Source organism: Kinneretia sp. DJ1R-11 (genome assembly GCF_025717595.1).
In the GTDB taxonomy this organism is placed as follows: Bacteria; Pseudomonadota; Gammaproteobacteria; order Burkholderiales; family Burkholderiaceae_C; genus Paucibacter_A.
The window spans coordinates 145,003-168,506 of sequence record NZ_JAJIRR010000013.1; the positions used below are offsets into that span (position 1 = coordinate 145,003).

19 protein-coding genes are annotated in these 23,504 nt (G+C 64.9%); 11 read left to right on the forward strand and 8 right to left on the reverse strand.

Going from position 1 to position 23,504, the window contains the following annotated elements:
• Positions 1 to 68: 68 nt before the first annotated feature.
• On the reverse strand, positions 69 to 1,073 hold the full coding sequence (locus LNV23_RS19485; protein WP_263564516.1) for an isoaspartyl peptidase/L-asparaginase family protein: 1,005 nt from the start codon (positions 1,071 to 1,073) through the stop codon (positions 69 to 71).
• A gap of 208 nt (positions 1,074 to 1,281) precedes the next feature.
• Here LNV23_RS19485 and LNV23_RS19490 point away from each other — a divergent pair, with 208 nt between their 5' ends.
• From LNV23_RS19490 to LNV23_RS19530, 9 genes are all read left to right on the forward strand, one after another.
• The gene (locus LNV23_RS19490; protein ID WP_263564536.1) at positions 1,282 to 2,082 is read left to right on the forward strand and encodes a pseudouridine synthase; all 801 of its coding nucleotides are present in this window, start codon (positions 1,282 to 1,284) and stop codon (positions 2,080 to 2,082) included.
• Between the two features lie 285 nt (positions 2,083 to 2,367).
• Positions 2,368 to 4,245, forward strand: coding sequence for an ATP-binding protein (locus tag LNV23_RS19495; RefSeq protein ID WP_263564517.1), 1,878 nt, complete (start codon positions 2,368 to 2,370; stop codon positions 4,243 to 4,245).
• A gap of 43 nt (positions 4,246 to 4,288) precedes the next feature.
• Positions 4,289 to 5,311: a bifunctional riboflavin kinase/FAD synthetase gene (locus LNV23_RS19500; RefSeq protein ID WP_263564518.1), complete on the forward strand. Its 1,023-nt coding sequence runs from the start codon at positions 4,289 to 4,291 to the stop codon at positions 5,309 to 5,311.
• Positions 5,312 to 5,454: 143 nt separating this feature from the next.
• Complete coding sequence (gene ileS / locus LNV23_RS19505; protein WP_263564519.1) at positions 5,455 to 8,301, forward strand: isoleucine--tRNA ligase; 2,847 nt, start codon at positions 5,455 to 5,457, stop codon at positions 8,299 to 8,301.
• A 3-nt stretch (positions 8,302 to 8,304) separates the two neighbouring features.
• Positions 8,305 to 8,814: a signal peptidase II gene (lspA, locus tag LNV23_RS19510; RefSeq protein WP_263564520.1), complete on the forward strand. Its 510-nt coding sequence runs from the start codon at positions 8,305 to 8,307 to the stop codon at positions 8,812 to 8,814.
• Positions 8,815 to 8,936: 122 nt separating this feature from the next.
• Complete coding sequence (locus LNV23_RS19515) at positions 8,937 to 9,770, forward strand: DUF2189 domain-containing protein (RefSeq protein ID WP_263564521.1); 834 nt, start codon at positions 8,937 to 8,939, stop codon at positions 9,768 to 9,770.
• 174 nt (positions 9,771 to 9,944) lie between these two features.
• Entirely contained in the window at positions 9,945 to 11,477 is a 1,533-nt protein-coding gene (locus LNV23_RS19520; RefSeq protein ID WP_263564522.1) for a hybrid sensor histidine kinase/response regulator, read from the forward strand.
• Positions 11,478 to 11,490: 13 nt separating this feature from the next.
• Positions 11,491 to 11,781: a hypothetical protein gene (locus LNV23_RS19525; protein WP_263564523.1), complete on the forward strand. Its 291-nt coding sequence runs from the start codon at positions 11,491 to 11,493 to the stop codon at positions 11,779 to 11,781.
• On the forward strand, positions 11,778 to 12,680 hold the full coding sequence (locus LNV23_RS19530) for a DMT family transporter (RefSeq protein ID WP_263564524.1): 903 nt from the start codon (positions 11,778 to 11,780) through the stop codon (positions 12,678 to 12,680). Before LNV23_RS19525 ends, LNV23_RS19530 begins: the two co-directional genes overlap by 4 nt.
• Before the next feature lie 18 nt (positions 12,681 to 12,698).
• On the opposite strand, the gene LNV23_RS19535 is transcribed toward LNV23_RS19530, so the two are convergent.
• The 5 genes from LNV23_RS19535 to LNV23_RS19555 all read right to left on the reverse strand — a co-directional run bounded on the left by LNV23_RS19535 (position 12,699) and on the right by LNV23_RS19555 (position 18,529).
• Entirely contained in the window at positions 12,699 to 14,027 is a 1,329-nt protein-coding gene (locus tag LNV23_RS19535) for a CsgG/HfaB family protein (protein WP_263564525.1), read from the reverse strand.
• 132 nt (positions 14,028 to 14,159) lie between these two features.
• Positions 14,160 to 14,948, reverse strand: coding sequence for an SDR family oxidoreductase (locus LNV23_RS19540; protein ID WP_263564526.1), 789 nt, complete (start codon positions 14,946 to 14,948; stop codon positions 14,160 to 14,162).
• 5 nt (positions 14,949 to 14,953) lie between these two features.
• Positions 14,954 to 15,871 (reverse strand): DMT family transporter, encoded by a 918-nt coding sequence (locus tag LNV23_RS19545; RefSeq protein ID WP_263564527.1) that lies wholly within the window; start codon positions 15,869 to 15,871, stop codon positions 14,954 to 14,956.
• 86 nt (positions 15,872 to 15,957) lie between these two features.
• Complete coding sequence (locus tag LNV23_RS19550; RefSeq protein WP_263564528.1) at positions 15,958 to 17,127, reverse strand: ABC transporter substrate-binding protein; 1,170 nt, start codon at positions 17,125 to 17,127, stop codon at positions 15,958 to 15,960.
• A 175-nt stretch (positions 17,128 to 17,302) separates the two neighbouring features.
• A complete protein-coding gene (locus tag LNV23_RS19555) occupies positions 17,303 to 18,529 on the reverse strand; it encodes an NAD(P)H-dependent flavin oxidoreductase (protein WP_263564529.1) in 1,227 nt (408 codons plus the stop codon).
• Positions 18,530 to 18,793: 264 nt separating this feature from the next.
• Here LNV23_RS19555 and LNV23_RS19560 point away from each other — a divergent pair, with 264 nt between their 5' ends.
• Together LNV23_RS19560 and LNV23_RS19565 are read left to right on the forward strand one after the other, a co-directional pair.
• Positions 18,794 to 19,879: a GGDEF domain-containing protein gene (locus tag LNV23_RS19560; RefSeq protein WP_263564530.1), complete on the forward strand. Its 1,086-nt coding sequence runs from the start codon at positions 18,794 to 18,796 to the stop codon at positions 19,877 to 19,879.
• Between the two features lie 186 nt (positions 19,880 to 20,065).
• Entirely contained in the window at positions 20,066 to 21,640 is a 1,575-nt protein-coding gene (locus LNV23_RS19565; protein WP_263564537.1) for a sensor histidine kinase, read from the forward strand.
• Between the two features lie 65 nt (positions 21,641 to 21,705).
• On the opposite strand, the gene LNV23_RS19570 is transcribed toward LNV23_RS19565, so the two are convergent.
• Complete coding sequence (locus LNV23_RS19570) at positions 21,706 to 21,897, reverse strand: hypothetical protein (RefSeq protein ID WP_263517484.1); 192 nt, start codon at positions 21,895 to 21,897, stop codon at positions 21,706 to 21,708.
• Between the two features lie 84 nt (positions 21,898 to 21,981).
• A complete protein-coding gene (locus LNV23_RS19575; RefSeq protein WP_263564531.1) occupies positions 21,982 to 23,190 on the reverse strand; it encodes an erythromycin esterase family protein in 1,209 nt (402 codons plus the stop codon).
• Positions 23,191 to 23,504 lie beyond the last annotated feature (314 nt).

Below are 23,504 nucleotides of genomic sequence, written 5' to 3' on the forward strand. Positions count from 1 at the left end.
TCTTGCCCGACTCACTCGCTCGGTTTACGCTTTGTGTATCCGGGTGCAAGGCCACCGAACACAAAGACTCATTCCGAGCGATACACCGCGACCACAGGCCGTGCAGCACCTGCACGGACGTATCCACGATACATGCCTTCAGAATTGAACGGCAGGCAGACATCGCCATTCGCGGCCACAGCGATCAAGCCTCCGGCATCGGCTGGCAGCTTCTGCATCACCACACGATCGCAAGCCTCTTCGAGCGACATGCCGGCATAAGCCATCAGAGCGGAAACATCGTGCGCGGCACAGGCACGAATGAACAACTCTCCTGTGCCCGTGCAGGACACTGCCACCGTGGCATCATTGGCGTAGGTTCCCGCACCGACCAACGGCGTGTCGCCGACACGACCGACTTGCTTGTTGGTCATGCCGCCCGTCGAAGTGGCAGCTGCCACATGGCCGGCAGCATCTAGTGCCACGGCGCCGACGGTACCGAACTTCGTTTCCTCATCAATCGGACCAGGGGTTTCGCTAGGTGTCGCCTGACGCAGAAGATCCTGCCCATCATGATCACGCAACGCGCCCGCCTGCAAACGCTGCGCGCGCCGCAACTGCTCCAGCCGATGCGGCGTGCCGAACCAAGTGGGAGCCACCTGCTCCAAGCCGTGGCGCGCCGCCAGCTCGTCGGCAGCGGCACCAACAAAGAGCAGATGGGCGCTGTGATCCATCACCGCGCGCGCCGCCAAAATCGGGTTGCGCGTACGACTGACACCCGCCACCGCCCCGGCACGGCAGTCACGCCCATCCATCACGCAGGCATCCAATTCATGTGTGCCAGCCGAGGTGTACACCGCGCCTTTGCCAGCGTTGAAGAGCTCGCATTCCTCCAGCATACGAACGGCCTCCACCACCACATCGACCGCACTGGCGCCCGCCGCCAACTGCTCCTGCCCGGCCATCAAAATACGACTCAGGGCGTCGCGGTACAGCGCCTCCTGATCAGCGCTCATGGCTCCACGCGTCAAGGTGCCAGCGCCTCCGTGAATGGCCAAAACGGGCACTGGATGATGAATTGGGGGGCTAGACATCTTGGGGGCTTCCTCGCAAGCGTAAGGGGGATGTTCGACATCAATACATCGCGACGAGCCAAGTGCTGACTTTGCGACATGGCGCTTACTTCCACAGGGAAACAGCTGTGCCGTGCGGCAGTCGGATCATGATAGCCAGCACCGACCTCCACATGGGCAGACGCGTGCGGACAGCGCAGCGTCCTCATGGACAATAGGGCCCATGAAAATGCGCCTTTCCAACATCCTCTTTTCACAAGGCTTTGGCACCCGCCGCCTCTGTGCCGGCCTGATCTACAACGGCGAAGTTCGCATCGCTGGCGAAGAGGTCGACGACGCCGATGCCGAGTTCGAGACCGAGGGCTTCAGCTTTGAGGTCAGCGGCAAGACCTGGCCCTTCTATGAGAAGGCGCTGATCCTGTTGAACAAGCCGGCCGGCTACGAGTGCTCTCAAAAACCCAAGCACCACCCCAGCGTCATGAGCCTGTTGCCCGCGCCGCTGCGCGAGCGCAATGTCCAGCCCGTTGGGCGATTGGACGAAGACACCACCGGCTTGCTGTTGCTGACCGACGACGGCACCCTGATTCACAAGCTGACCAGCCCCAAGCACCATGTGCCCAAGGTCTACGAGGCACAGTGCAAGCATCCAGTCACTGCCGAAATGGTGGCCCAATTGCTGGCCGGTGTGGAGTTGCGCGAGCCTGCGGAATCCAAGCTACCGCCGGAGCTGGCTGCCCGGCGCGCCAGTGAGGCCCGCAAGCCTGAAAAGTCGAACAAACCCAGCCCTAGCGACCGCCCGGGCTTCACGCCCGAGATGGTCAAGGCCGAGGGCGCCGAAGCTTTTGGCAGCCACGGTCTGCGCCTGACCTTGACGGAAGGCAAGTACCACCAGGTCAAACGCATGGTGGCCGCTGTGGGCAACCGCGTGGAAAGCCTGCATCGATCGGAGTTCGGCGCCTTGGTCCTGCCCAGCGATCTGAAACCCGGTGAGTGGCAGTGGGTCAGCAGTCCCTCCTTGATCACCCCTTGAGTTGCGCTGCGGATAGCCGCTCCAGCGTCGGCTCACCCAGGGAATTCCCGGAAATTTCCTGCCTGCATCTGTTTTTCGAGGGTTGACCCCGTTCAGTTTGTCATCAAGCCCCTGTAGAAAGTCGACCGAGAGAGTGAGCGAAGGTCGCAGCCGCAGAGCTGCGCATAACGAGCGGCCCATCAAGTGGCAGCCGGGACGTCGAGGGGTATCCAGATGACTTCAGAGTCGGCTTCATGGGCCGCGAACAGGGCGGGCGCAAGCATGGCCTCGGTGTGGCCCCAAGACATGGGGCTGACGCGTGAGGAGCGCCAAAGCCCCGACATTTCTGCCCAGGTTCAGGTCGAAAAAATACTCGGGCTCTTTGAAGGCACCGTCAAGCGCACCCTGTTGGGCTTGGCTTTTTGTGCCTTGCCGGTCTATCTGCTCTGGCCCCACCTTTCTCACGAACTCTTGTTGGCCTGGTTGGCGGTGCGCGCCACCGTGACCCTGTGGCGCTGTACCCAAGCCCTGCACTTTCAGCGCCAGTTCCAAGGCAAGGGCAGCCAAGAGAGCCCGGCGCTTGAGGACCTGCTGCCCTGGCGCCGCCGCGCCCTGCGCTTGCTGGCCCTGGATGCGCTGAGCTGGGGCGCCATGGGCTGGTTCTTCCATACACCGCAAGCACCTGAGCTCGAAGGCGTGATGCTGGCATCGATGTTGGGCTTGAGCGCCATGGGCCTGTTCGTGCTGGGAGGCCGCTTCCAAGCCAATCTGGTCTTCTCCACTCTGGCCCTCGCACCCTTGATGGCCTACCAACTGAGCCTCGGCACGCAGACCGGCGCTGTCATTGCCATTGGCCTGGGATTCTTTCTCGGCCTTGGCTTGAGCGAGTCACGCCGAATCGAGCTGCGCCTGACCGAACTGCTGCGCCTGCGCTTTGCGAATGCCTGGGTGGCCGAGCAGAGACAGCAAGCATTGCAATCGGCCGAGCACCAGAGCACCAGCAAAAGCCGCTTTGTGGCCGTCATGAGCCACGAGATACGTACACCGCTGAACGGCATCCTGGGCATGACCCAATTGCTGGAGCGCAGTGAGCTGAACCCGGAGCAACGGGAACAGATCGACATCGTGCGACGCTCTGGCCGCCATCTGCTGGCCCTGGTCAACGACATCCTGGATCTGGCGCGCATCGAATCGGGCAAGCTGGCGGTCGACGCCGGACCGGTCAGCCTGCGTGAGGTCGTGGACGATGTCTGTCAGTTGCTGGTGCAGACTGCGCGAGACAAGGGCCTCGCGTTCGAATTGCAGTTCAGCCCCGCCCTGCCCAGTCATGCACTCGGTGACGCCTCCCGCATCAAGCAGGTGCTGCACAACCTGATCGGCAACGCCATCAAGTTCACCGAGCGCGGCACCGTACAGGTGGAAGTCAGCGCCACCTTGGACATGCGCGCAGGTACCCTGCTGCGTTTCGCGGTCCGCGACAGCGGTGAAGGCATTGCCGCCGACCAGATGGAGCGTATCTTCGCCCCCTTCGAGCAAGCCACACAGCAGGCACAGGCTGTGCGCCAGGACGGCAGCGGCCTGGGATTGACCATCTCCCGCGAACTGGCTCGCGCCATGGGCGGCGACTTGCGCTGCAGCTCGGTCCCCGGCCAGGGCTCGCTGTTCGAATTCACCTTGCCATTGCAAGCCTGCCAGCCAGCTGCGGCACGCACGCCAGTGGCCAGCGACTATCGCAAGCTCGGAGCAACAACGCCGACCAGTGAACTGGCGCCACAGCTCAGCGGCCGCGTACTGCTGGTCGACGACAGCCTGGTCAATGTGCTGGTGGCCTCCTCCATGCTTGAATGTTGTGGCTTGCAGGTAGACACCGCCGAGAACGGGGTCGAAGCGCTGGCTTGCCTGAATCAACAGGACTACCAGCTCGTGCTGATGGACTGCCAGATGCCGCGCATGGATGGCTTCGAGGCCACGCGCCGCTGGCGCAGCCAGGAGCGCCAGAAGCTCCTGCCGCCTGTGCCCATCGTCGCTCTGACCGCCAGCGCCGTGAACGGCGACCGCGAACGCTGCATCCAGTGTGGCATGGACGATTACCTCGTCAAACCCTTCGAGATGGACGACCTCGTGGCCGTGGTGCAGCGCCATATGCAGGTCGCGCAGCTGAGCCGCTCGGCCGCCCTGGTCTGAAGGGCAAATCCGGCCGCTGCGCCGGCGCACGATAATCGGCGCCATGCAGGTTTTTCGCGGTTTCCATCATCCCGGCATCGCCAGCGCCTGTGCGCTGACGATTGGCAATTTCGACGGCGTCCATCGCGGCCACCAGGCCATGCTGGCCTTGCTCAAGTCCGAGGCCTCCCACCGCGGCTTGCCAAGCTGCGTGATGACCTTCGAGCCCCACCCACGCGATTTTTTCGCCCAGCTCGCCGGCAAGCCCGAGCTTGCACCAGCACGCATTGCCACCTTGCGCGACAAGCTCAGCGAGCTCGAGCGCTGCGGCATCGATCAGGTCATCGTGCTGCGCTTTGATGCGGCGCTGGCGGCATTGAGCGCACAAGCTTTCATCGAGCGAGTGCTGATGCAGGGCCTGGGGGCGCGCTACATCCTGGTCGGCGATGACTTCCGCTTCGGCGCCAAACGACAAGGCGACTACGCCACGCTGGACGCCGCCGGGCGCCAGCGTGGCTTTGATGTCGCCCGAATGATGAGTTATGAGGTCCATGGCTTGCGGGTTAGCAGCTCGGCGGTCCGCGAAGCCTTGGCCGCCGGTGACATGGCAGGTGCAGCGCGCCTGCTCGGTCGGCCCTACGCCATCTCGGGCCATGTCGTTCATGGCCAGAAGCTGGGCCGCAGCCTGGGCGAATCCAGCCCCGGCGCACTGGACGGTTTTCGCACCCTGAACCTGCGATTCAGCCATGACAAGCCGGCCGCCCACGGCATCTTCGCCGTGCGCACCCATGGCCTGGCCGCCGAGCCACTCGACGGCGTGGCCAGCCTGGGCGTTCGGCCCACGGTAGAAGACGCCGGCCGCGTGCTGCTCGAGGTGCATTGCTTAGCCTGGCCTACTGCGCTGGGGCGTGAGGAGGCCTACGGTAAACTCGTGCGCGTGGAACTCCTGCACAAACTTCGCGACGAAGCCCGCTACGACGGGCTCGATGCCTTGACGGCCGCCATCCGGCAGGATGCCGAGCAGGCACGCGCCTTTTTGGCCACCCATGCCGCCCAACGCCGGCAGACCACCCGCGATCGAATTTGATCGGCGCGGGGGTCGGGTGAGCAGCACCGACCTGCCGCAGCTCCCCAAGCGGGCTCCACATCGCCCGCTCGCACGTTCCGCCCGCGCCCTGCTGCGCGGCGCCCCACCTGAACGGGCTCACGCCTGAAAGCCATCGCTTCACCATGACAGCCGCCAAAGACACCCCCGCCGATTACCGCGCCACGCTGAACCTGCCCGACACCCCTTTCCCCATGCGCGGCGATCTGCCCAAGCGCGAGCCGGGCTGGATCAAGGCCTGGGAAGAGCAAGGCACCTACCAGCGTCTGCGCGAGGCGCGCCGCGGCGCGCCCAAGTTCGTGCTGCATGACGGCCCGCCGTATGCCAATGGCCAGATCCACATCGGCCATGCCGCCAACAAGATCCTCAAGGACATGATCGTCAAGGCCCGCCAGCTGGAAGGCCTGGACGCAGCCTACATCCCCGGCTGGGACTGCCATGGCCTGCCGATCGAAAACCAGATCGAGAAGACCCACGGCCGCGGCCTGCCACGCGACGAGGTGCAGGCCAAGAGCCGCGCCTACGCCGGCGAGCAGATCGACGCCCAGCGCGCTGATTTCAAGCGCCTGGGCGTGCTCGGCGAATGGGACCGCCCCTACCGCACCATGGACTTCAAGAACGAGGCCGGTGAGATCCGGGTCTTGAAGCGCATGTTCGAGCGCGGTTTCGTGTACCGCGGCCTGAAGCCGGTCTACTGGTGCTTTGACTGCGGCTCCTCGCTGGCCGAATTCGAGATCGAATACCAGGACAAGAAGAGCCCGGCCGTGGACGTGGCCTTCCTGAGCGCCGAGCCGGTGCGCCTGGCCGCGGCCTTTGGCCTGAGCTCGCTGGACAAGGATGCCTTCACCGTCATCTGGACCACCACGCCCTGGACCATCCCGGCCAACCAGGCGCTCAACCTCAACCCCGAGCTGAGCTACGCCCTGGTGGACACGCCGCGCGGCTTGTACGTGGTGGCCGAGGCTCTGGTCGAGAAATGCCTGGCGCGCTGGAAGCTCGAGGGCTCGGTGCTGGCCACCACGCTCGGCAAGAACCTGGCCGGCCTGGAATTCAAGCATCCGCTGGCCCATGTCGATGCGGGCTACAACCGCAACAGCCCCGTCTATTTGGCCGAGTACGCCACCGCCGAGGACGGCACCGGCGTCGTGCATTCGGCGCCCGCCTACGGCCTGGATGACTTCCAGTCCTGCATCTCGCATGGCATGGCCTTCAAGGACATCCTGAACCCGGTCACCGGCAACGGCACCTACGAAGCCAGCCTGCCCCTGTTCGGTGGCCAGCACATCTGGAAGGCCAATGCCGTCATCGCCCAGACCCTGGAAGAAGCCGGCCGCCTGCTCTCGCATGTGCAGATCACCCACAGCTACCCGCATTGCTGGCGCCACAAGACGCCGGTGATCTACCGGGCGGCTGCGCAGTGGTTTGTGCGCATGGATGAAGGCGAAGGCCTGTTCGCCGTCGACCCGGCCGCCAAGACCCTGCGCCAGACCGCCTTGGAAGCCATCGACGCCACCAGCTTCTACCCCGAGAACGGCTGTGCCCGCCTGCGCGACATGATCGCCGGCCGCCCTGACTGGTGCATCTCGCGCCAGCGCAGCTGGGGCGTGCCCCTGCCCATCTTCCTGCACAAGGACAGCGGCTTGGCCCACCCCAAGACCCTGGAGTTCATCGAGCGCGCCGCGCAGCTGGTGGAAGCCGGCGGCGTCGAGGCCTGGGCCAAGCTGGACCCGGCCGAGTGGCTGGGCGAAGAGGCAGAGCACTACAGCAAGGGCAGTGACATCCTTGACGTCTGGTTCGACTCCGGTTCGACCTTCCAGCATGTGCTCAAGGGCAGCCATGCCGGCGCCGCCCACGACAGCGGCCCCGAGGCCGACCTTTACCTGGAAGGCCATGACCAGCACCGCGGCTGGTTCCACAGCTCCCTGCTGATCGGCTGCGCACTCTACGGCCGCGCGCCCTACAAGGGCTTGCTGACCCACGGCTTCGTCGTCGACGGCAAGGGCCGCAAGATGAGCAAGTCGGAGGGCAATGTGGTGGCGCCGCAAGCCGTCAGCGAGAAGATGGGCGCCGAGATCATCCGCCTCTGGTGCGCCTCGACCGACTACTCGGGCGACTTGGGCCTGGACGACAAGATCCTGGCCCGCGTGGTGGACGCTTACCGTCGCATCCGCAACACCCTGCGCTTCTTGCTGGCCAATGTCTCAGACTTCGATGCCAAAACCGATGCCGTGCCGCTGGATCAGCTGCTGGAAGTGGACCGTTTCGCTCTGGCCCGTGCGTCGCAGCTGCAGGCCGACATCCTGGCGCACTACCAGCGCTATGAGTTCCACCCGGTGGTGGCCAAGCTGCAGGTCTACTGCTCGGAAGACCTGGGCGCCTTCTACCTGGACGTGCTCAAGGACCGGCTCTACACCACCGCGCCTAAGAGCCTGGCGCGCCGCTCGGCGCAAACCGCGCTCTGGCACATCACCCAGGCCATGCTGCGCTGGATGGCGCCCTTCCTGAGCTTCACCGCCGAGGAAGCCTGGGCCATCTTCGACGGCGGCCAAGGCGGCGAGAGCATCTTTGTCGAGACCTACTGGCCCTTCGCCGCACCCGACGAGGCCTTGCTGGCCAAGTGGGGCCGCATCCGCGAGATCCGCGAGGCGGTCAACAAGTCCATTGAGGAGCTGCGCACAGCCGGCAGCGTCGGCGCTTCCCTGCAGGCCGAGGTGGCCTTGGGCGTCAATGCGCAAGACCTGACCCTGCTGCAATCGCTGGGTGCGGACCTGAAGTTCGTCTTCATCACCTCAGCCGCCAGCCTGATAGCTGCGGAGGAGCTGAGCGTCTCGGTCACACCGTCGGCTCATCAGAAGTGTGAGCGTTGCTGGCACTACAGCGCCGACGTGGGCCTCAGCGCGAGCCACCCGACCCTGTGCGGCCGTTGCGACAGCAATTTGCACGGCAGCGGCGAAACCCGGACGGTGGCCTGAGCGATGGCAAATACGATCAAAAAAATCAGCGGCAGCAGCGGCGGCAACAAGCTGCCCTTATGGCTGGCCATCGCCTTGCTGATCATCGTCCTGGATCAGTTCACCAAGGTGCTGATCCTGGGCAATTTCCAGCTCGGCGACAGCCGTTTCGTGACCAGCTTCTTCAACGTTGTGCGATGGCACAACACCGGCGCCGCTTTCAATTTTCTGGCCGGGGCGGCCGGCTGGCAGCGCTGGTTCTTTGTCGGCTTGGGCACCGCGGCCACGGTCTTCATCCTTGTCATGCTCAAGCGCCATGGCCAGCAGACGCTGTTTGCCACCGCTTTGAGCCTGATCTTGGGCGGCGCCCTCGGCAATGTCATCGACCGCATGCTACACGGCTATGTGGTGGACTTCATCCAGTTGCACTGGAACGGCCGGGCTTTCCCTTCCTTCAATGTGGCCGACAGTGCCATCTCAGTCGGCGCGGCTCTGCTGATCTGGGACGAGATCCGCCGGGTACGCAAAGGCTGAGGTCTGCGGCGCTGCCGCTGAACTTTGAAGGCAGCGCAAAGCAAGCCGCAAGGCCGGCACGGCGCGCAGTCTGCTGGAAAGCCCGCTGGTGCGCGGGCCGCCTGGGCGCCTAAGCTGCGCCCATGAAACCCGCCGACCTGCCTTCGCCCGACGCAGCTACGCCGCCCACGCCTCCCGCTGACGCCAGCAGCCCGAGCGATGAGATTCCCGCCGACAGCGCCTTCGCCATCGAGCTGAGGCCTTTGAGCTTTGCCGACCCGTTTCGCTGGCTGGCCGCGGGCTGGCGGGACTTTCGGCGTGCGCCCCTGATCGGCCTCTTCTTCGGCGCCTGCTTCATGCTCATGGGCTGGTGCTTGCTCGGTGTCTACGAGCATGCGCCGATCTACACACTGGCTTTGTCCGCAAGCTTCCTGCTGATGGGGCCCTTTCTCTGTCTGGGTCTGTACCAGGTCAGCCGCCGGCTGCAACAGGGTTTCCAGCCGCGACTGCTGGACTGCCTGACCGCCTGGCGCAAGCGCATGTCGCAGATCGCCATCTTCGGCACCGTGCTGCTGATCCTGGAGATGATCTGGGGCCGCGCGGCGCTGGTGGTGTTCGCGGTCAGCTTTGACGGCATGCCAGACCTGAGCGGCTCGCTCGGCAAGTTGCTGAATCCGGAGAACCTGGGCTTCATCACCGCCTACCTCGGCATCGGCAGTTTCTTTGCCGGTCTCATTTACGCCGTCAGCGTGGTCTCCATCCCCATGCTGCTGGACCGGCCCACCGACGCGGTCACGGCCGGTTTGACCAGCCTGCGTTTGGTACTCACTCAGACCGGCGTCATGCTGTGCTGGGGGGCCATGATCACAGTGCTGGTGGTGCTGGCCTTGCTGCCCGGCTTTGCCGGCTTGCTGGTGGTGGGGCCGGTGCTGGGGCATGCCAGCTGGCACGCCTACCGGGCGGCCGTGGTCGATTGAAGGGCCCTGCTGACCACATGCCGCTGGAACCAGGGAGGCCTGCCTTGTTTGCGCAAATTTTTGCGTGAGCCAGCGTCCAGGCGGGCCCGAGCATGGGGTCGCGCAGGCGACAATGCGCAGCATTCCGCGCCCCACCGCCTACGGACCGGCAGCCCACTGCCCCACTGATCCTCCATGCTCGACTTTGCCTGCCTGACCCACTACGACTGGCTCGATGTGCCGATGTGGGTATTCGATCCCGAACGCCAGCGCAATCTCTGGGCCAATGCAGCCGCCTTGAGCTTCTGGCGCGCCAGCAGTGCCGAAGAATTCCTGTCACGTGATTTTTCGGACACCAGCGAAGCCGTGCGAGAGCGCCTGGCAGTGACCGCCGCCGACCATGGCCAAGGCAAGATCGTGCGCGAGCAATGGACGCTCTACCCCAAAGGCCAACCAGCCACTGTCATGCTGGTCTCGCGCGGCATCCTCACCCCCGACCGTCGCCAGGTCATGCTGTTCGCGGCCGACTCCCTGTCCAGCGGCAGTGACAAAGCCATGCTGCGCGGCGTCGAAGCCTTGCAGCACACCAGCGTGCGCATCGCCGTCTTCAGCTTGCAAGATGGCAACACCCTGATGCGGAACCCAGCCGCTGCGCTGGCCTTCGACACCCGCAAACCGGCCAGCGACGGCCATCGCATCAGCGATTTCGAAGCCCTGTTTGCCGACCGCGCCGATGCGATCAAAGTGTTCAACCAGGTTCGGGCGGGGCACAGCTTCAAGGCCGACCTGGAATTGTTCAGCGACGGCGGGCGCTGCTGGCATGGGGTCAACGCCCGCCCCATGCGCGACCCGGTGACCGGGGACCAGGTGCTGCTGCTCAACGCCCGTGACATCGCCGACCTCAAGGCCAGCCAGGCCGCTCTGGAAGCCGCGCGCGAAGTGGCCGAAGCCGCCAGCCAGGCCAAGAGCAGCTTCCTGGCCAATATGAGCCACGAGATCCGCACGCCCATGAACGGCGTGCTGGGACTGACCGAATTGGTGTTGCAGACCGAATTGAGCGACAAGCAGCGCAAGTTCATCGAGCTGGCGCACAGCTCGGCCAAGGGCTTGATGGTCATCATCAACGACCTGCTTGATGTCGCCAAGATCGAGTCGGGCCGGGTGCATATCGAACAAGCCCACTTCTCCTTGCACGACTGCTTGCGTGAGGCCCTGCACCCCTTGCTGCTGCAAGCCCATGAAAAAGGCCTGCACCTGCATGCACGCGTGCAGCCTGGGGTGCCCCAACACGCGACCGGAGATGCCCTGCGCCTGCGCCAGGTGCTGGTCAACTTGGTCGGCAACGCGCTCAAGTTCACCGAAAAAGGCGAGGTCCGCGTCGAAGTGGAACGCATCGACGCTGAGGCCAACGAGCTGCCGCCCACCAGCGCCGCCGCAACGGCGCTGCGCCTGCGCTTCAGTGTCCATGACACCGGCATTGGCATGACACGTGATCAGATCCAGCAGATCTTCGAGCCCTTCAGTCAGGCCGACGGCAGTATCACCCGCCGTTACGGCGGCACGGGTTTGGGCCTGACCATTGTTCAGCGTCTGGTTAGCCTCATGGGTGGCCAGGTGCAGGTCGAGAGCCAACCGGGTACGGGCTCCTGCTTCAGCTTTGAAGTGGCGCTCGACGGTTCGACAGCCGCCGCAGACAGCCACGCGACGCCGCCCTCCACCACAGCTTGATCCTCCGCCTGCCATGGACATGAACCTCACGAGCCAGGCCCGTTATCGCCGCCTTGCCTGGGGCTTGCTGTTGGCGGGAGCCCTGGCCTTGCTTTCGCTCGCCCTGATCGGCGGCCTGTTCGCTTGGCTGATGGACTCCGTCAGCACACTGGGCTCAGCACAAGCCACCCAGACCCGCTCTGCCTTGCCTCTGCTGACCGGCCTGACGGTGGTAGTGGGCTTGCTGCTGCGCTGGCGCCTGCGCAGCGGCAGCAAGAACAGCAAGCGCCGCGAAGCCTCCAAGCGCTCGGACACCGGCCTTTGAACCCGCGCCTGGCCCTGTTACTGACACTGCCTCCCCTGATGTGGGCGGGTAATGCGGTGCTGGGCCGGCTGATGGTAGACAGCATCAGCCCCCTGGCACTGAACGGCCTGCGCTGGGCCTTGGCGGCCCTGCTCTTGCTGCCACTGTCTTGGCGGCTGCTGAGGCAGACCGAATTGCTGCGCCAGCGCTGGGCCTATCTGGCTTTGACTGGTTTCCTGGGCATGGGCTGCTACAACGCTCTGCAGTACCAGGCTTTGCGCAGCTCCAGCGCGCTCAACGTCACCCTGATCGCCGCCAGCCTGCCGGTCTGGATGCTGGCGATCGGCGCACTGCTGTTCGCCGTGCGGCCCCAGCGGCGCCAGCTGCTGGGTGCCCTGCTTTCGCTGGCCGGCGTGGCCCTGGTGATCGCGCGCGGGCAACTGGCCAGCCTGGCACAGGTGCACTTCGTCAGCGGCGATCTGCTGATGCTCTTGGCGATTCTGTCTTGGGCCCTGTACAGCTGGCTGCTGGCACGGCCGCCAGCCTCGATGCGCGGCGAGCAGCGCCCCAACTGGGACTGGGCCGAGACCTTGATGGCCCAACTGTTCTTCGGCTTGGTCTTTGCCGGTGGCATGGCAGGTGCCGAGCAGGCGATGGGCAAGCCAGCACCCATCGCCTGGGGGCCAGGTCTTGCCCTAACCCTAATCTACGTGGCGGTGGGGCCTTCGCTGATTGCCTACCGCTGCTGGGGCCTGGGCGTTGCTCAGGCCGGACCGGCGGTGGCGGCCTTCTTCGGCAACCTCACACCGGTGTTTGCTGGACTGATGTCAGCCGCCCTGCTGGGCGAATGGCCGCAGTGGTACCACGGCGCGGCATTGGGTCTGATCGCGGCCGGGATCTGGGTTTCAGCCCGGCCTTGAATTCCAAGCCCGGAGGATTCAGCTGCGCTGGCCGCTGAAGGAACCGCCGCCCTTCAGGCCGCCACCGTAGCTCCAGCTGCCGCTGACCGTGCCGCTGATCGGGTCGACACCGCCCTGGTAATGGGCGGAGCCGGCCGAACCCGAGGCAACCATGGTGAGGCGCCCGTTCGGCTGCACCGCACCACTGACACTGAAGGCGCCGGTCTGACTGGACATGCCGCTGCCCGTCACGGTGCCGCTGCCGTTCAGGCCGGGCAAGATGCTGACCGTGAAACTGCCCTGCTCGGGGCCGCTGAAGCTGCCCGAGAAATTACCAAAGATGCCCCCGGCGACTGGCTGTGCGACCGACTGCGCCACCGGCTGTGCCGACGGCGCACTGGAGACCAGGCCGCAAGCACTGACCAAGGTGCGCTGCACCCAGCCGCTGAAGTTGGCGGCGTCGACATACACGAAACCGTTGCTCAGCTCGCCCGAGGCGATCAGTTCATCGTTCTTGGTCAGCGTGGCCACCACCTTGCCCTCGCGCGAGGCGCTGGCATAGGCCTTCACATTGGCAATCTTGGGGCAGAGGGTCTGGCCGGGCTTTTGCGGCGCTTCGGCCTTCTGTGAAGCGGCGGCGTTGGCATCGCCCGACGCGCTGTTGCTACGAATCAGCTGGGGTTGGTCACGAACGGACTGGACGATTTTGTTGTAATTGTCCAGCAGGCTGGCGGCCACCATCTTGCCTTCTGGCGTCTTGGTGTAGCCGCCCAGGGCGCCCAGCATGCCGTTGCCGTAGGCCCAGCCGCCAATGCCGAAATCGGTCTTGGTGGCCTTGCCTTCGGCTGCGGCCACCTGGATGCTGGAACGCACATCGGCAATCAGCAGGCTGGTCGAGGCCTCCTTGAACTTCAGGCCGCCGGCGATGGCGCCCAGCACACCCAGACGACCCATCAAGGCACCGCCGATGCCGCCGGTGTCGGAAGCCGCCACCTGCACATTGGGCGTCATGACAAAGTCGGCCGCCTGCATCTGGCCTTTGCCCACATTGGACTCCTGCCGCAGTTCACCGTTCTGACCGAGAGCGCGCTCTTGCTGCAAGTTCTGCATGGCCACGCCGCGTTCGACGACATCGAAGCAGCCCGACTGCTGGATCATCATGCGCAGCAGGGCCTCAGGCGAACCCAGGCCGTAACGCGACAGGTGGTGCCAGCCGGTCTGCGGCTCGGCCACGGCGATCACGCCCAGCTTCTTGGCGCATTTTTCGACATTGGAGCCCTGCTCCTCGGCACGGGCACTGCCCGACCACAGCATCATCACGGCCGCAGCCACCAGGCCGGTCTGGACCAAGACCTTCTGCTTCATCATCAAGATGCACTCCCATTCAGGCATAGCCACACGAAGCCGGGCATTGTGCCCAAGTGCGGCCCGCTCACCCATCCCCAAAAAGGGCAGCGAGCAGTAACAAATTGCGACCGACCAAGTCCGGGCCGTCCCCGCTCAGAACACTCCAGCGTAGGCGCCGCCATCGAGCAGGATGTTCTGCCCAGTCAGGTAGCCGGCCTGGGCACTGCACAACATGGCGCACATCGCGCCGAACTCGGCGGCCGTGCCGAAACGCTGGGCCGGAATGCCTTGCTTGCGGCGCTGCGCAAACTCCTCGGGCGCCAGGCCGTTCTTGCTGGCACCGGCCACCAAGGTCTTGTGCAAGCGTTCGGTGTCAAAGGCGCCCGGCAAGAGGTTGTTGAGCGTGACATTGCGGCCGGCCAGCTGCGGCTGGCGCGCCAGACCGGCGACGAAGCCGGTCAGGCCCGAGCGGGCACCATTGGACAGACCCAGCACATCAATGGGCGCCTTGACCGCGCCCGAAGTGATGTTGACCACGCGGCCGAAACCGCGCGCCGCCATGCCATCCACCGTGGCCTTGATCAGCTCGATCGGCGTGAGCATATTGGCGTCGATGGCGGCCAGCCAGGCGGTACGGTCCCAGTCACGGAAATCGCCCGGCGGTGGGCCGCCGGCGTTGTTGACCAGCACATCGACCTGCGGGCAGGCGGCCAGGGCGGCGGCACGGCCCTCGGGCGTGGTGATGTCACCGGCCACGGCGTGCACCTGCACGGCAGGGTTCAGAGCCCGCAGTTCCTGAGCCGTGGCCTCGAGTACCTCGGCGCCGCGCGCTGTGATCACCACATGGGCACCCTCTTTCACCAAGGCCTCGGCACAGCCTCGACCCAGGCCCTTGCTGGCCGCACACACCAAGGCCCAACGGCCCGATAGTCCCAGATCCATCGTCATCACCTCCAACGTGTCAACAACCACACCCCACCCAGGACCAACAAGGTGCCTAACAGCACCCAGACGGTGAAGGGTTCATCGAGAATCAGCGCGCCCAACACGATGGTGGACATGGGCCCCACCATGCCGGTCTGCGCCGCCAAACTGGCGCCCAGGCGAGCAATCGCCAACATCACCATCAACACCGGCGCAAAGGTGCAGGCCGTGGCATTGAGCAGGGACAACCACAGCACCTCGGGCGCCAGCTGAGCCAGGCCACCGATCGGGCGCAACACGAGAAACTGAACAATGCACAGCAAGCAGGCCACGCTGGTGGCCAGGCCGGTCAGGCGCATCGCGCCCAGGCGCTGCACCTCCTCGCCACTGAAGAGCAAATAACAGGCATAGCTGAGCGCACTGCCAAAAACCAGCGCGGCGCCCAGGCCGACATCGGGGCCCTGCACGGACAACTCCTGACCGAACACCAAGAGCACGCCGCTGTAGCTGATGGCCAAAGCCATCAACTGCCGACCCGTGACCCTGCGCTTGAAAAACACCCAGCCCAGCAAGAGCACCAAGGTCGGGTTGAGGTACAGGATCAGGCGCTCAAAACTGGCACTGACGTAGGCTAGGCCGGCGAAGTCCAGAAAACTGGCCAGGTAGTAGCCGCTGAACCCCAGGCCCAGCACCACGCGCACATCACGCCGGCTCAGCGCCGGCTTGCCCCGACCGGCCCACCAAGCCAGCAAGAGAAACATCGGCAGCGCCATCAGCATGCGCAACATCAGCAGCGTCACCGCATCGACACCGTGCCGATAGGCCAGTTTGACAATGATGGCCTTGCCCGAGAAAGCAACAGCCCCGGCCGTCGCCAAGACAAAACCCGGCCACAGGCGTGCGGGCGCGGGGGAACACTCACTCGGTACAGGGGAAGACATCGCCGGCCATCATAGAAGCCGGGCTCTGCCCGTGGGCGAACTGGGCCTTCTCTCCTCGGCGAGGCTGCCGCGCAGGGGGCAGAGGCTCAGCGCCAGAACTTGCCGTCAGGACCGATGATGGAGATGTCGACGAAATCGAGGCCGCTGCGGTCCTTGGGGCCGTAATGCAGCTCGACGCCGCCAAGGTCCAAGCGCTGCACCCCTTCCAATGCCTTGAGCAGACTGGCACGGTTGACGTCCTTGACGCTGCGCTTGAGTCCCTCGACCATCAGTTTGGCGGCCGCGAAACCTTCGATCTGCGCCGGGCTCAGCTCGTTGCGGCCGCGCGCCTTGGCCAGGCCCAGGGCTTCTCGCACCAGAGGGTTGTTGCTGGAGCGTTCATACGGAAAGACTTGGGTGACGATGACGCCATGGGCGTTCTCTCCCAAGGCCTTGACGAAGTCCGTGGACGCATTGTTCGACAGGGTGGCGATATGGGCCTTGGAGCCCGTGGCGCGCAGGGCATTGACACCCTGCACCACGGCATAGCTGGGGCCAATGAACAGCACCGCCTCGACGCCCGCCTTGGCCACCTGCTCCATCAAAGGAGCGAGCTCGGGCTTGTCGCGATCGAAGCGCAGGATCGCCGAGGCCTTCATGCCCTGGGCCTCCAGGCCCTTGATCGCACCAACACCAGCGTCGTTGCCGAAGGCGTCATTGACCTGCACCACGGTCACCCGCTTGACGCCGATGGTGGCCAGATGTTGGACCGCCCGCGCCGCCTCGCGCTGAAAGGTGGCCCGCACATTGAAGACTTGAGGGATGAAGGGCTGGTGCAAGACCATGGCGCCGCTGGACGGCGCCACCAGGGCCAGCTGATGCTTGCTGAGCAAGGGCAGCAGGGCCTGACTCTGGGCTGTACCACGGCTCAGGAACAGAGCCACCACGCCTTGCTCGATCAAGCGCTCGGCATTGGCGGCACTGAGCTGTGGCTCGTACTTGTCGTCCAGCGAGATCAGCTCGATCGACTGACCCTTGATGCCGCCCTGGGCATTGATGGCATCGAAATACAAGCGTGCGCCATCGGTGATCTCCTGCACCCCGGCGGCCGCGGGTCCGCTGAAACCAGCCGTTTGGCCGATCTTGATCTGGGCATGTGCCAGGCCTGTCGCACACAGGCAGGCCAGCAGGGCTGCACGAGCAGCCCTGCTCCACACGGGCACCACGGTGCCCTGCTGCCGGGCCGCCACTGCAGCCCTTCCTCCAGCGTCACGCATGACTCTCCCCCTCACCCTCGTCTCTTGTCTTTCGCCGGCCACGAAGGAGCCGTCAGCGAAAATTCAAGGCGCGATTGTGGCGCAGGGCAAGGCCTGCCGGGTGACCATCGGCACCCGGACAAACCCGTGAACCCAAGGCTCCGCAGGTGCTCCGCGCACGGGCTAAACGCCCGACTCAGACTCCCTGTGCGGCCCGTCCAGCGCCGGGGCTCATAAGGCACTGCATCAACTCGGCAACGCTGCGAATTTGGCTGCCGAAAGGCAAGGTGCCCACGCCGCGAAAGAACAGCCCGTGCTTGGCGTCGCCGCGCAGGGCGGCGGCCAGTTGGTTGTCGATGCAGAACTGGCCGGCCTCCTTGAGGCCATCGCGCAGCCCGCATTGCGCCAGACAGTCGAACGCCTTGGTGCAGCGGCTTTTCACCTGAGCCATGGCCTGCAACTTGGGAGCTGCACGCAGATAGTTGCGCAACCAAGGCGTGGCCACAGCGCGCGCAGGCAGGCCGGCCACACTGATGAACTCCACCAGATCGGTGTCGCTGGCCTCGGCCAGGACACGCTTGAACTCAGGATGCGCATCGCCCTCCAGCGTGACGGCAAACGGCGTGCCCAGCTGCACGGCCGCTGCGCCCAGGGCCTGCAAGCGCTGGATGTCTTCAAAAGTGCGCACACCACCGGCCGCGATCAAAGGAATCTTGCCGGCGATGCCGGCCTTCTCGAAGTACTCCAGGCACTCGGGTATGACACGCTCGAAGTCGAAGCGCGCATCATTGACATCACTCACCTTGGCAGCGCCGAGGTGGCCGCCAGCCAGGCGGGGATGCTCGATCACAATGGCATCGGGCAGGCGCTGCTTGCGCTCCCACTTGCGTACGATCAGCTGCACACCGCGGGCATCGCTGAGGATGGGAATCAAGGCCACCCGAGGGTAGGCAGCGGCCAGATCCGGCAGGTCCAAAGGCAGACCGGCGCCGACCACCACCGCCTCGATGCCGCACTCAAGCGCCCGGCGCACCTGCGGCGCATACTCGGCGACGGCACGCATGACATTGAGCGCCACCAAGCCGCGACCCTGGGCCCGCTGCTTGGCCCCCGCGATCTCGCGCTCCAGCGCGATCAGATTGACTTCGTTGATCAGGCGCTTGGCCGCATCGCCCGCGCAGTGGCCTTCTGTGCGCGCCATCAGATCGGGATGCAGCCGGCGCAGATCGACCGAACTCAAAGTCCCCACGCCCCCGAGCGAGGCCACCGTGCCGGCCAGCTGCTGGGCACTGACACCCACACCCATGCCGCCTTGCACGATGGGCAAGAGACGGCGCCCCTGCAGCTCCAGGGCAAGCAAGCCGCTGCGTTCGAAAGCCGTTTGCAGCTGCTGCTGAGGACTGAGGTTTGCGGTCATGGGCATGGCATGGCGCTGTCGGCGCCTTGAAAAGAAGATCAGGGCGCAGACTAAGGCCAAGAGAGGCGGTACTAATTGACGAAAGTCAGCAGCGCTGCGATCACGATCTGCCGCCACGCTTGAGTTCGCCAATCACAGGCCGAAAGCGCAGCAAGCCAGGAGGACGGCGCTGCAAGAGCGAGGCGGCACGGTCCGAGGCGGCACAGCAACCCTGCCTCCGCCGCGACGCGTCTGGCCAAAACCGCGCCAGGACAAGAAAAGGCAAGCCCGATGAAATACCAGGATTCGATGTCACGCAGCGCCGAACACTTGCGCGCCGCCCTGCCCCTGATGACCCGGCAGCGCGCGGCACTGCACCCGGTCAGCTATGCGGTCTGGTACGAGCATGTCAGCGGCATCAACCCGCCCTTGAGTCGCGCCTTGCACAAGCTCACGCAAGAGGGCCGCAGCCTTGACGAAGCCCAGACTTGGCAGCTCTACGACGCCCATGTCAGCGACTTCAACCCTAAAACCGCTCAGACCATAGGCGACGGCATGGCTCGGGTGCTGGACAGCTTGTCGGCCTCGACCGCACAGGCAGGCCAGTGCACTGCCGGCTTCGAATCCTCGCTGCAGCGCTGGGTCCAAGATGTACTGGCCGACGCCGCACTGCACCCGCCGTCCGCCGAACAGGACCCGGCAGGCGTGGTCCGCGAACTGCTGGACAGCACCCGGGAAGTGCGCGCCAGTCTGCAGCACTTGCAGGGTCGTCTGGACAGCAGCCAGAACGAGATCCGTCTCCTTCGTGCCGAAGTGCAGAAAGCCCGTGCCGATGCTTTGGTGGACGCACTGACCGGCCTGGCCAACCGGCGCGCCTTCGAGCAACAACTGAGCCTGTGCGCGGCGAGCCATCGCGGGCCGGGCAGCGCGGCAGACGCAGCGCCGGACGCGGGGCACACGGCACCCTGCCTGGTGCTCGGCGACATCGACTTCTTCAAGCGTGTCAATGACAGCTTCGGCCACCTGTTCGGAGACCATGTGCTGCGCGCCGTGGCTCAGACGCTGAAAGGAGTGGCCACGCACGACAGCCTGCCGGCGCGCGTCGGTGGGGAGGAATTCGCCCTGCTGCTGCCGCGGGCTCAGCTCGCTGAAGCGCGGAGCGTGGCCGAGCAGATGCGCGCCTCGGTGGCGGCCAGTCGCATTCGCCCCGCGCAGACCCAAGCCGCGCTGGAGCGCATCACCATTTCCATGGGTGTCACCCAGATGCACCCCGGCGAGAGTGCCAACGATTTCTTCGCGCGGGCGGACCGGGCGCTCTACGCCTCCAAGCGCTGCGGCCGCAACTGTGTCACGGTGCTGAGCGCACAAGCCGCTTGATGGCTGCCACGCAAGACAGCACCCCCCTGCGACGCGCGCGCACGACGCCGGGCCCGTGCGCCGCTTGACCCACGAGCAACTGCCCATACACTCGGTGCACCTCGGCCCCTGTTGACGTGATGACGCACCGCTTCCTGCCCCTGCCGACCCTGGTTTGCATCGCCGCCCTCACCTGGCCCGGGCTTGATGATGTTTGAACGCGCGTCGCTTCGTTACGCGGTCATCGTCGCTCTGCTGATTGGCCTGCTGGTGCCGACGGCCTTGGTCCTGCTCTATGACGCGCAAAAAACGCGGCGCACGGCGCTGGAAGATCTCAAGCGCGATCTGGTGCGCACGACCGAAGTGATGGCCCTGTCACTGGCCGAGCCGGTCTGGCAAGTCTCGCCCGACTTGGCCGAACCCATGATCAAGGCCCAGTTCGATGACCCTCGCTTTGTTTCCGTGGTGGTGCGCGAGCCCTCTTCCGTCGCCCCGTTTCAAGAGTTGCGCCGCAAGCAAGAAGCTGCCACCGAACCGGACCTGACTCTGAGCGAAAGCCGAGCCGTCATGCGCGACGGCCGCAAGATCGCCGAGCTGACGGTGGAAATGAGCGCCGCGCCCTTGCTCGAGGCCAAGCAGGCCGAAATGCTGCGCACCTTGTGGCGCAGCTTCCTGACCCTGACCTTGTCCTCAGCCTTGATCCTCTGGGTCATGCAACGCCGCGTCTTGCAGCCCATGACCCAACTGACCCAGGCCGCCGAGGCCCTGGCCGCCGGCCAGCTGCAGCAGCCGCTGAAACTGGGCGGTAGCGATGAGATTGCCCGCGTCGGGCTGTCCATGGAGCGCATGCGCCAGTCCTTGCTGCAGGCCTTCGATGCCTTGCGCGAACACGCCAACACCCTGGAGGAACAGGTGGAGCAGCGCACCGCTGAATTGACCACCAGCAACGGCGATCTCACCCAGGCTTTGGCCAACCTGAAGACCGCCCAGCATGAACTGGTCGAATCTGAAAAGCTGGCATCCCTCGGACGCCTGGTGGCGGGCGTGGCCCATGAGCTGAACACGCCCTTGGGCAACTCCTTGACGGTGGTGTCTTCGCTGGAGGATCGCTACCGGCAACTCGGCGAAATGCTGAGCAACAACACACCGATGCGGCGCAGCGTGCTCGAGGACCTGGTGCGCGACACCCGTCGAGGCCAGGATATTCTGCAACGCAATGTGCAAAAAGCGGCCGATCTGGTGCGTGATTTCAAGCGCGTAGCCATCGACCAGACCACCGACTCGCGCCGCGACTTCGAACTTGACCGGGTGATCGAGGATGTGCTGGTCATGGTCGAGCCCAGTTTCAAGCACACGCCCTTCTTGATTCGGACCGAGTTGGTGCGGGGCATCGAGATGAGCAGTTACCCAGGTTCGCTGGGCCAGGTGCTGACCAATTTGCTGATCAATGCCCTGGTGCATGGCTTCGAAGGGCGTGAGCAGGGCCAAGTTCTGGTGCGCTGCAGCCTACCCAGCGCCGATGAAGTCGAACTGAGCGTCGAGGACGATGGCCGAGGCATGGATGAGTCGGTGCGGCGCCGCATCTTCGACCCCTTCTTCACCACCAAGCTGGGAACCGGTGGCTCTGGTCTGGGCATGCACATCGTGCACAACATCGTCACCCACGTGCTGGGCGGCCAGATCGAAGTATTCAGCACCGTCGGTCAAGGCACCCGCATGGTGATGCACCTGCCTATCGTCGCGCCGCAGCGCGGCAGCGGCAGCGAAGAAGCACTGCACTAAAGCGCCGCATCAGAGTTCTTCAATGCAGCGCTGACGACTGCATCGGCAGCCCGAGCGCGAACCCCTCAGTTGGAGGCAGCAGAGGCAGGTGCGGAGGCTGCCACGGCAGCAGCCGGCTCGGAGGCGGCCGCAGGTGCTTCGGCATGGCCGGCTGTCACATCATGCTTCTCGCCGCTCATGTCGATGTCACCACCCTTGCTCATGATGAAAATGGCCAGAGCCGCAAACAGAAAAAATCCGACGAGCAGTTTCCACATGGTGTGTTCCCGAAAAAGAATGGAGATAAGTCAGGTCTGATTCTTACCAAGCAAGCTGACAGCAGGCTGAGCATGCTTTGAGGTTCATCGCACCATCTGCACCGGGCTCATGCGTGGGATGTGAATCAAGAAGTCCCAGTTCTGCCCCAGCTGCCCCGGAAACAGCGACGACTCGATGCCGCCGCTTTGGTACTCGAAGCTGTGCTGGGGCAGCGGCACCGGCCCGCGAGCAATCAGCAAGGTGGCGGTGGCGGCAAGACTGGCCGGGCCGGGCTGCGCCAGCAGGGCCTCCAGACTGCCGGCTTGTGGCAGTGGTACGGACAGCGGCACGGTGCGCAGGTAATCGAGCACCTCACCGCCACTGGCGCTGAATTGCAGCACTTTGTAAGCCGCTCCCCAATGGCGGGCCATCACCTCACCAGCTTGGGGGTGCTCGGGGCTGCGTTCGAAACCACGTGCCACATGAACGGTATGCGCCCACACCACCGCCTTCTTGCCCGGGAACTGCTGCTCCATCAGCCAGATGGCATGCTTGCCCATCTGGATGTCGCGCTGAAAATCGCGGCCCTGGCTCCAGAGGCTCCGAGCTTGGGACTCGATACTGCCAAGCAGTTGGCACCACCAGCCGTCCGAGCCGACGCCGCCAAGCTGATCCTGCGGGAGCTTCAGGCACAGCGCCTGGCGCTGAGCTTGGAGCCGCTGCAGAAAGTCGACCTGGCGCGCGGCCTCTGGCACCGGCGGACGCAGACTCAAGAGTGGCTGGGCCAGTTGCTCAAAGGGCCGCCAAGTGCCCTCCACGGCCAATTCGGGCGCTCGCTGCTGCAGGCGCTCGCGCAGCCCCGGCAGCAAGCCCTTCAGGCTGAGCTCGCCGCTGTGCTGGCTGTCAAAACCCGCCAACAGCAGGGGCCGGCTGCTGCGCTGCTGACGGTCCAGGTACTGAAGCAGGAGCCGCCCTTCGGCAGTCTTGGAGTACATGAAGAACACATTGCCGGGCGCCAGGTCGTCCAGGCTCTGGCCGGCAGCCATGGCCTCAGACAGGCGACCGATGTCGTAGAAACCACTCTCCAGAAGCAGCACTTCAAAACCGAGCTTCTCGTGCAAATAGCGCAGCAAGCGCAGCTTGAGCATGAATTCCTCGCGCCCGCCGTGGGTTTGCTCACCAAGAGCCAAAACACGCACACCGTCGAGCTCTTTGGCCAGAGGCGCCAGATCACTGAAGTCTTCGTCGGCGGGAGAGAGGCTGCGCAAGCGCAACTGTTCCACAGGCAGGCTGGCCAGCTTGGAAGCAAACACGGACGGGGCAAGCCCGGACGGTAGGCTGGGCGCTTGCGCCCCGGCGGGAAACGCGGCCAGCAAGGCCATGCTGCCAACCGCAACACGGCACGCCTGACGCAGGCACGAAGCGAGGACGGAAACACCTGGGGTCAGAGCGCGGAGCACGGCAGCCATCTTGGATCCAACAAAACCAATATAAGACCAATTTAACAGCAGGCGTCGGGCCATCGCATACCGGCCGGTACGGCACAAACCGCCCTGCGCACGCCTGCGATGCATGCACGAAGCCCTTGACCCGTCCTGAATTAGGTTGACACTAAGAACGGTTGAAC

Excerpts from the sequence above, each read along its gene's own strand:
- LNV23_RS19485 (WP_263564516.1), bottom strand. The coding sequence starts at position 1,073 with ATGTCTAGCCCCCCAATTCATCATCCAGTGCCCGTTTTGGCCATTCAC.
- LNV23_RS19490 (WP_263564536.1), top strand. The coding sequence starts at position 1,282 with ATGCGCCTTTCCAACATCCTCTTTTCACAAGGCTTTGGCACCCGCCGC.
- LNV23_RS19495 (WP_263564517.1), top strand. The coding sequence starts at position 2,368 with ATGGGGCTGACGCGTGAGGAGCGCCAAAGCCCCGACATTTCTGCCCAG.
- LNV23_RS19500 (WP_263564518.1), top strand. The coding sequence starts at position 4,289 with ATGCAGGTTTTTCGCGGTTTCCATCATCCCGGCATCGCCAGCGCCTGT.
- ileS (WP_263564519.1), top strand. The coding sequence starts at position 5,455 with ATGACAGCCGCCAAAGACACCCCCGCCGATTACCGCGCCACGCTGAAC.
- lspA (WP_263564520.1), top strand. The coding sequence starts at position 8,305 with ATGGCAAATACGATCAAAAAAATCAGCGGCAGCAGCGGCGGCAACAAG.
- LNV23_RS19515 (WP_263564521.1), top strand. The coding sequence starts at position 8,937 with ATGAAACCCGCCGACCTGCCTTCGCCCGACGCAGCTACGCCGCCCACG.
- LNV23_RS19520 (WP_263564522.1), top strand. The coding sequence starts at position 9,945 with ATGCTCGACTTTGCCTGCCTGACCCACTACGACTGGCTCGATGTGCCG.
- LNV23_RS19525 (WP_263564523.1), top strand. The coding sequence starts at position 11,491 with ATGGACATGAACCTCACGAGCCAGGCCCGTTATCGCCGCCTTGCCTGG.
- LNV23_RS19535 (WP_263564525.1), bottom strand. The coding sequence starts at position 14,027 with ATGATGAAGCAGAAGGTCTTGGTCCAGACCGGCCTGGTGGCTGCGGCC.
- LNV23_RS19540 (WP_263564526.1), bottom strand. The coding sequence starts at position 14,948 with ATGGATCTGGGACTATCGGGCCGTTGGGCCTTGGTGTGTGCGGCCAGC.
- LNV23_RS19545 (WP_263564527.1), bottom strand. The coding sequence starts at position 15,871 with ATGTCTTCCCCTGTACCGAGTGAGTGTTCCCCCGCGCCCGCACGCCTG.
- LNV23_RS19550 (WP_263564528.1), bottom strand. The coding sequence starts at position 17,127 with ATGCGTGACGCTGGAGGAAGGGCTGCAGTGGCGGCCCGGCAGCAGGGC.
- LNV23_RS19555 (WP_263564529.1), bottom strand. The coding sequence starts at position 18,529 with ATGCCCATGACCGCAAACCTCAGTCCTCAGCAGCAGCTGCAAACGGCT.
- LNV23_RS19560 (WP_263564530.1), top strand. The coding sequence starts at position 18,794 with ATGAAATACCAGGATTCGATGTCACGCAGCGCCGAACACTTGCGCGCC.
- LNV23_RS19565 (WP_263564537.1), top strand. The coding sequence starts at position 20,066 with ATGATGTTTGAACGCGCGTCGCTTCGTTACGCGGTCATCGTCGCTCTG.
- LNV23_RS19570 (WP_263517484.1), bottom strand. The coding sequence starts at position 21,897 with ATGTGGAAACTGCTCGTCGGATTTTTTCTGTTTGCGGCTCTGGCCATT.